The organism is Thermodesulfovibrionales bacterium (assembly GCA_035622735.1).
GTDB lineage: Bacteria > Nitrospirota > Thermodesulfovibrionia > Thermodesulfovibrionales > UBA9159 > DASPUT01.
Map to the genome: position 1 here is coordinate 1 of DASPUT010000130.1, position 7,457 is coordinate 7,457.

Annotated in this window: 8 protein-coding genes; all 8 read left to right on the forward strand. The window is 51.3% G+C overall.

The window, feature by feature from the left end:
- A partial coding sequence (locus VEI96_07115; protein ID HXX57755.1) for a hypothetical protein occupies positions 1-257 on the forward strand: 257 nt, incomplete at its 5' end.
- 175 nt (positions 258-432) lie between these two features.
- Positions 433-1,095, forward strand: a complete 663-nt coding sequence (locus tag VEI96_07120) for a tetratricopeptide repeat protein (GenBank protein HXX57756.1) — start codon at positions 433-435, stop codon at positions 1,093-1,095.
- 56 nt (positions 1,096-1,151) lie between these two features.
- On the forward strand, positions 1,152-1,625 hold the full coding sequence (locus tag VEI96_07125; GenBank protein ID HXX57757.1) for a DUF2844 domain-containing protein: 474 nt from the start codon (positions 1,152-1,154) through the stop codon (positions 1,623-1,625).
- Entirely contained in the window at positions 1,612-3,276 is a 1,665-nt protein-coding gene (locus VEI96_07130) for a DUF3443 domain-containing protein (protein ID HXX57758.1), read from the forward strand. The genes VEI96_07125 and VEI96_07130 overlap by 14 nt, the downstream gene beginning before the upstream one ends.
- A 105-nt stretch (positions 3,277-3,381) precedes the next feature.
- Positions 3,382-3,621: a hypothetical protein gene (locus VEI96_07135; protein ID HXX57759.1), complete on the forward strand. Its 240-nt coding sequence runs from the start codon at positions 3,382-3,384 to the stop codon at positions 3,619-3,621.
- A 93-nt stretch (positions 3,622-3,714) separates the two neighbouring features.
- Positions 3,715-4,749 (forward strand): hypothetical protein, encoded by a 1,035-nt coding sequence (locus VEI96_07140; GenBank protein HXX57760.1) that lies wholly within the window; start codon positions 3,715-3,717, stop codon positions 4,747-4,749.
- Between the two features lie 25 nt (positions 4,750-4,774).
- Positions 4,775-5,635 (forward strand): GGDEF domain-containing protein, encoded by an 861-nt coding sequence (locus VEI96_07145; protein HXX57761.1) that lies wholly within the window; start codon positions 4,775-4,777, stop codon positions 5,633-5,635.
- Between the two features lie 149 nt (positions 5,636-5,784).
- On the forward strand, positions 5,785-7,457 hold a 1,673-nt coding region (locus VEI96_07150; protein ID HXX57762.1), incomplete at its 3' end, for a SulP family inorganic anion transporter.

A 7,457-nucleotide genomic window follows, 5' to 3' on the forward strand; every position in this document is an offset into this window, starting at 1 on the left:
TGACAAAGGTTCAACCGATCATCGAAGAAAGCCTTAAAAAGCGTCGTTATATTATAAACAACAGTCAACAGGACAAGAAGACCATAAGAAATGAGTTGCAGCAACTTCAGTGGGCTACCGATATACAACTCGGTGAGATTCTCACCGAAGAGCAGATGAAAGAATACCAAAAAATAAGGGAAGAGCAGCATGAAAAGACTCCCGATAGAACTGAACAAGGCAACGGATCGCGTAGAGGTGGCCTGCGCGGATTCTAACGAAGCTCGCACGTGCAAGACTGAATAACGAGGGAGCCTGTCACGGCATGTTCTGTCGCGGGCAAATCGAAGAGCAGAAGATCCAATAATGAACTGGCTTCTCCCATGCCTGGGACGACCCACCCCTCCGGATCGTTCCAGGCACCCCTGAGAACAGAGCTGAAGGTGATGAAGGATGAATAAGAGGAACAGTTGGCATGACGGATCCCGAAGAACAATCAACTCCCTGGTCGTCGGGATCATTCTGATTTTCATGGCTCCGGGCATCATTTGGGCAGACAAGGGAGATGTGAAAACGTCCGGCAGTCCTGCCCAAAATGCTTCGTTTGGCGGGAATTTCTCGGAGCCAAAGATCAATGCACTTCCAGACATAGCTCGAGTGCCGGAGATTAACTCTATGTCGGCAAAGGACTATAATGACCGGGGCATTACGTATTCCGAGAGGGGCCAATATGAGCAGGCCATCTTAGATTTCAATAAAGCTCTGGAGATCGATCCGCTGTTAGCCGAGACCTACAACAATCGAGGCATTGCCTATTCAGGAAAGGGCCGATATGATCGTGCCATTTCAGATTTCAACAGGGCACTGGAAATAAATCCCTTGCTTGCCAAGACCTATTACAACCTCGGAATCACCTATGCAGTGGAAGGAGAATTTGAACGTGCTCTTTCGAACTTCGACAAGGCCCTGGAGATCGACTCCGGGGATGCTACCGCATATCTTGCTCGCAGCAGTGTATTCATGAGGTTGACCTGTATGGACTGGAAGCAGGCTTGCACATTTGGGGAGTGTGGTTATATCAAGGAGGCGACCAGGGCAGGCCTCTGCAAGGAATGAAATGGTCCGCCAAGGAGAATCTGAGTCTATCTCCTGACGGCGTGGGATACCGTGCTATGAAAAGAAGAAAGTTATATTCCCTGTGGTTGGGACTCGGCCTTGTGACGTTCCTCCATGCTTCCGCTCTGAACGTCCAGGCTGCGCTTGGCGGTTCAGCTAATTCGATCGAGTCGGACGCCAAGGCCCTTTCTGGAACGAAGAGGGCCGCAACAACACATGACGGCTACTCTGTCCACGAGATCGATTCTGGTTCGGTCGTCCTGAGGGAATACGTTTCACCTGCGGGAGTCGTATTCGGAGTTGCCTGGAATGGATTGATGCACCCCGATCTTACACAAGTTCTCGGTTCCTATTCCGACGAATACAGGGAGGCGCTGAGGCGGACACCCCATGGAAGGGATCGGAGGCGACTTAGGGTGAATTCAGATGAAGTCGTTGTTGAGCAGTGGGGGCATATGCGGAATCTTCAGGGTCGGGCCTATGCGCCTGCCCTAATTCCCCCAGGATTAGGCATCAATGAAATCAGGTAAGATACTGCTTCTTTCACTTATTCTCCTATTGACTGGAAACACCATAGCGGTAACAGTCAGCAGCGCCGCTTCTTCAATGGCTGTGCCGACTGGTCAACAGGTCTTCCCGACCAGTAGCCTTATAGCTTCACCGTTCTTGAGCGTTGACCCTTCACAGGCCCGGCCTGTCGGGGTCGGCTCCGCCGCCTCCGGAGGGAGTACGGTAAGCCTGGAAATCGCTCTTGAGCAATTCTCAGGCCCCGTGGATATATACGTCGGAATTTACGCTCCCTCAATAGACCCTGATAATCTGTACCTCGTAACGTCAGACGATGCTTTACAACCCTTATCGATTCAGACCTTGACGGCAAGCAACGGCTTGCAACTGTCTTTGACAGGGATCACCCCCTGGGTGACCAATAGCCCAGGTAATATCAACACACCTCTACTCGGAGCCATACCCGTCTCGACGTTGCCTCCAGGCACCTATTACCTTTACCTTCTCGCAACACCAGCCGGCAGGCTTGATAGCTACTACCTCTGGACAACTGCAGGATTCATCAGCGGTGCGATCACTCCCCCCGCTCAAGCGGCCAACGTGCTTCCAATCACGGTGAATGGTGCCCTTTGCTCAGCTTTCTCCGGTCCCAATACACCCTGCGTCAGTGTCACGATCTGTAGCCCCGGCACCTCAGTCTGTCAGACTATTAGTAATGTCCTGGTAGATACCGGAAGTTTCGGCCTCCGAATTTTCAAGCAGGCCTTGAGCGTTTCTCTCATGCAGGAGGCTATCGATGGGGAGGCCCTTGCAGAGTGCATACAGTACGGAGACGGATCGTCTGACTGGGGACCGGTCCAAACCGCGAGCCTTATTCTTGGTAATGAGCCGGCTGTGCTGGTCCCTATTCAAGTTATCGATTCCACATTCGGCTCCCCTCCCCCTGCATGCGCAAACGCAGACATGGGTCCATCCGATGTCGGATTCAATGGAATCTTAGGGGTCGGCCTCTTCGCGCAGGACTGTGGTCCGACCTGTGCAAGCAGTGCCGAAAACGGGATATATTACGCATGCGGCGGAACGCGCTGCGTCGGAACTACCGTTCCACTTTCCGGTCAGGTTCAGAACCCGGTGGCCCTCCTGCCCCGGGACAACAACGGTGTGATGGTACAGCTTCCGAGCGTTCCTCAGGGCGGGTCGCTTTCTGTTGACGGCTACCTCGTGCTCGGAATCGGAACCGAGTCCAATAATGTCCCTTCGGCAGTCGTGACCTATGAAGCAGACGAATATGGCGAATTCCTCACATCTTTCGAAGGGCAGCTATACAGCAGCTTCATCGATACCGGCTCGAATGGTTTTTTCTTTCCCTCTCCGTCGGTGGGTCTGCTTCCCGACTGCGCCCCTCCAAATTCGGACTGGTATTGTCCCTCATCTATCGTCACTTTGTCAGTCACCAATACCGGCGCAACCGGCTCACCGAGCGGCGTCATCTCTTTCCAAGTAGCCAGCGTTGACAGTTTCGACAATTCGCCCAACAACGTCTTTGATGACATCGGTGGGCCCTATGCGGGACAGTTTGACTGGGGTCTGCCTTTCTTTTTCGGACGGGACGTTTTTGTGGGGCTTGAGGGCGCAGCCTCCAGCCTTGGCACAGGTCCTTACTGGGCGTATTAACCGGACAAAGCCGATTATTTTTGGGTACTCTCAATGGCTTCGGAAAAAAATGACCGTCAGAATATGTCGAGACACATCTTCCCGTCATCGGGGAATCTTCTGGGCTTGTGTTTTGCTATACTGAGTTATATAAAGGTATCAGGGCTCGCAAACGAGACGATCATAGATGAGATTCTTGTAGTTGCAATCGTGCTTTTTCTCGTTGCCAGTCTTGTCTCATACGCATCTATGAGGTCACTCGTAAAGGGGGAATACTATGAACGAATTTCCGAGGTTATTTTTCTCGGGGGCTTGTCATTGCTGGCATGCATCGCGGTGGCTGTCGGGGTTGAGTTCCTCCGGTAAACATGGGGGTAGGCAGATATTCTTGTGAGAGTGAGGCACGGGTAAATCTGAATTCTTTGGATGCAGAATCTTAACGAAAGGCCGGGTAAAATCGTGAGAAGAAGCAATTTCAAAGTCTGGGCGGTCTCTCTTCCCGCAGTCATGCTCTTATCCCTTGGGATTGGAGTGAGGGAAGGTGGGACGCAGTTACCCCCAGTGGCGGCTCCGCTCGTGCGCGAGGGTGCCTTTGCGATGAACCTTGCCGAAGCCCTGAACGTGCGTCACCCGACATCAGAGGTAGAGGCTGAAAGCATGTTGGGGGCAGTAGGTATCTCTCCGCGCAACGGATGGATTGCCGATTATCCGGTAACCCCTGACATTATAGGGGAGCTGCAGGACTCGATTGCCTATGCGGCAGAGGCCCGGACGATCTCGATGGATCAAGATTCGGCACTGAGGACTTTGGCGGATGTTCAGGCTGCCGTTCAAATGTCGGTCAGTCCCGGGGCTTCAGGCCCTCCGTATGCTGAAGGCACGGCGGAGGAAGCACCATCCGGTGAGGGGGCGTATCCTGACCAAACAGCTATTAACAATTACTACTACGAGGCCGGCCCACCTGTCTTGACGTACTACGCGCCTCCGCCTGCTTACTATTACTTGTATGCGTGGGTCCCCTATCCCTTTTGGCGGGGCAGGACTTGGTTCGGGGGATATTTTGTCCTTAATGATTTTCACAGACATTTCATAGAAGGCGGCCGCGTATTTGTGGTCAGCAACCACTTTACTGATATCAAGGCACATAGGGTCTTCAGGATCGATCCGGTGAACAGGCTGAGAGGCAGAACATACGCCGGCATCGGAGCACCACGTTCAAATGCCTTCATCAATGCCGGAACTCAGAGGGCGCAGGAAAGGGTCTTTCATGGCGGCCCAAGCAGGTCGTTTGTACCTTCGAGGAGAGCGACAGGGGCGGCGAGACTTTCGTCCGCAAAGAGTTACGGGGATGTCAATCCATTTTCAGCGGATAGGTCTACGGTAATCCGCCCGGTACCGGCAGAGCGGCTAACCGTCGGGTTGAAAAGGCGGGATCGACATGGGGTGAATCGAGACGATAGATTAGTAGGGATGGAAGGCTTGATGCTACGGTGAGAAGATTATTCTTAACGCTGGGATCATGAGTCTGGAACACGGCGCATCTGCATCTCGCAAGAATCTTCGGGTATCAAAGAACCTATGGGCTGTCTTTGTATTTAGCGGGCTCATGGTAATCGGTTATTTCGACTATCTCACTGGCAATCAGCTCATGTTGTCGGTATTTTACCTACTACCGATATCGCTGGCAGCCTTGAAGATAGGTACATTCAGCGCATTGATAACCGCTGTAGTGAGTGCAGGAGTGGAATCGGTTGTTAATATCTGGGCAGGGGGTTTTTACGGTTCAAGCGTCTTGGTTCATCTTTGGAATACAGGTATCCTCCTGGGTATTTATATTTATATCGCCGTATTGGTTTCTTCTTTAAGAAAAGCCCACACGCGGGAAAGAGAGGGCGCAAGGAAGGACTATCTGACTGGAATAAATAATTTTCAAGGATTCAAAGAATTAGCTGAGAGAGAGATAGAGAGAAGCCGACGATATGGAACAGTTCTGAGTGCAGCCTATATTGACTGCGACAATTTCAAAGACGTTAACGACACCTTGGGGCATGACGCCGGGAGTAGAGTTTTACGAGTTATCGGAGTCACGATACGAAAGCATATTCGTGCGACTGATATCGCCGCCCGCGTAGGTGGCGACGAGTTTGTGATATTGCTGACAGATATCGACCACGACATGTCAGTGGGATTCGTTGAAAAAATGCGGAATCTGCTTTTGCAGGAGATGAAAAGGAACAACTGGAATATAACTTTCAGCATAGGAATGGCGTCTTTTTCAAGGCCACCTGTATCAGTTGAGGAGATACTGAAGAAATCTGATACCTTAATGTATGATGTCAAGAGGGAGACTAAGGATGCGATGAAACATGAAGTAGTGTAATTTCCTGAAATTCACCTATGCGACAAGAGAATTGAAGCTCATGAGAGGTCAAGATGGTTGAAGGACTTTCCCGCAACGCGCCTGATCGTACTATCGTGCTGTCAGGGGAAAGGGAGGGAACAAGGCGTGGAAGGTGAGCCAGCCGAATCATGGAAAACGGTAAGTTAGAAACCGCAAAGGGGATAGAGGCATCACTACGAAAATATATTCCCTTCTTGGAATGGTGGCCCATGGTAAGCCGTCGCACAATAAAAGCGGACATCATTGCAGGAATCACCGGAGCTATAATCGTACTACCTCAAGGCGTGGCATTTGCAATCATCGCAGGGCTACCTCCTGAATACGGCCTCTATTCAGCAATAGTACCGGCAATCATTGCTGCATTGTTTGGATCATCCCGCCATCTCATTTCAGGTCCAACAACGGCGATATCGATTGTGATTTTCACTACACTGAGTCCCCTTGTCCAGCCTTCAAGTACTGAATATATCCAAATGGCCCTGACCCTCACCTTTCTCGCAGGTCTCTTTCAGTTAGGACTCGGGGTCGCCCGTCTTGGTGCCTTGGTGAATTTTGTGTCTCACTCTGTGGTGGTTGGCTTCACCGCAGGGGCTTCAATACTCATTGCAACCAGCCAACTCAGCAATATTCTGGGAATCGCGGCACCCAAAAAACACTCTTTCATTCATATATGGGCAGATATACTATCAAGTCTGCGAGAGACCAACTTCTACGTCCTGTTCATAGGTATTACTACATTAATCGTCGCAGTACTTCTTAAAATCCTGAGGCCCAAGTGGCCTGGAATGCTCATAGCAATGATAACCGGCAGCGTTATGGCCCTGATCATGAAGGGTAGCGAACACGGTATTCGGCTGGTGGGCTCACTTCCCGGTCATCTGCCGCCCCTATCACATCCTTACATCGCGACCGCTTCATTGCGAGAGCTTGCCCCTCCCGCCTTAGCGATTGCTATGCTCGGGCTTGCTGAGGCAGTCTCTATCGCGCGGTCCATCGCAACGAAGTCTGAACAGCGCATTGATAGCAATCAGGAATTCATCGGTCAGGGACTCTCCAATATAGTCGGCAGCTTCTTTTCGAGCTATGCCTCATCCGGATCGTTCACTCGCTCAGGGGTAAACTACGAAGCGGGCGCCAAGACACCATTGGCCGCTGTCTTTGCCGCGCTCGCGCTGACCGGCATAGTATTGCTCATAGCCCCTCTTACGGCCTACCTCCCGATCGCCTCGATGGCCGGAATCCTTTTCCTGGTTTCGTATAATCTTATCGACACGAACCATATTGCCGCCATTATAAGAACGAGCAAGCCAGAGGCTGGAATACTCATTGCGACATTCATCGCAACATTGTTTGTCGAACTTGAATTTGCGATATACGTCGGAGTGATTCTTTCTCTGCTGCTCTATCTCAATCGAACGTCCCATCCGACCTTTGTAACCCTTGCCCCTGATCCCGATAGTAAAAAGAAGAGTTTTATAAATGTGCAGAAGAAACCTCTGTCCGAATGTCCACAGCTTAAGATAATCAGGATTGACGGGTCGATTTTTTTTGGTGCGGTGAACCATGTTGCAGAACAGCTGGATCAGATAACAAGAAACTACCCGGAACAGGCCCACATTCTCATAGTCGGCGGCGGTATAAATTTCATCGACGTCGCAGGATGTCAGACGCTCAACCAGGAGGCCCATCGCTTGCGCGTCAACGGACGCCAGATATACCTCTGCTCACTCAAGAGAGAGGTTGTAGAAGTCATGAAACGGGGCGGGTGTAACAGGAGTATCGGAGAAGAAAACGTCTTTCC

What these genes read in the sequence shown, in the direction of transcription:
- VEI96_07120 (HXX57756.1), top strand. Translation starts at nt 433, where the DNA reads ATGAATAAGAGGAACAGTTGGCATGACGGATCCCGAAGAACAATCAAC.
- VEI96_07125 (HXX57757.1), top strand. Translation starts at nt 1,152, where the DNA reads ATGAAAAGAAGAAAGTTATATTCCCTGTGGTTGGGACTCGGCCTTGTG.
- VEI96_07130 (HXX57758.1), top strand. Translation starts at nt 1,612, where the DNA reads ATGAAATCAGGTAAGATACTGCTTCTTTCACTTATTCTCCTATTGACT.
- VEI96_07145 (HXX57761.1), top strand. Translation starts at nt 4,775, where the DNA reads ATGAGTCTGGAACACGGCGCATCTGCATCTCGCAAGAATCTTCGGGTA.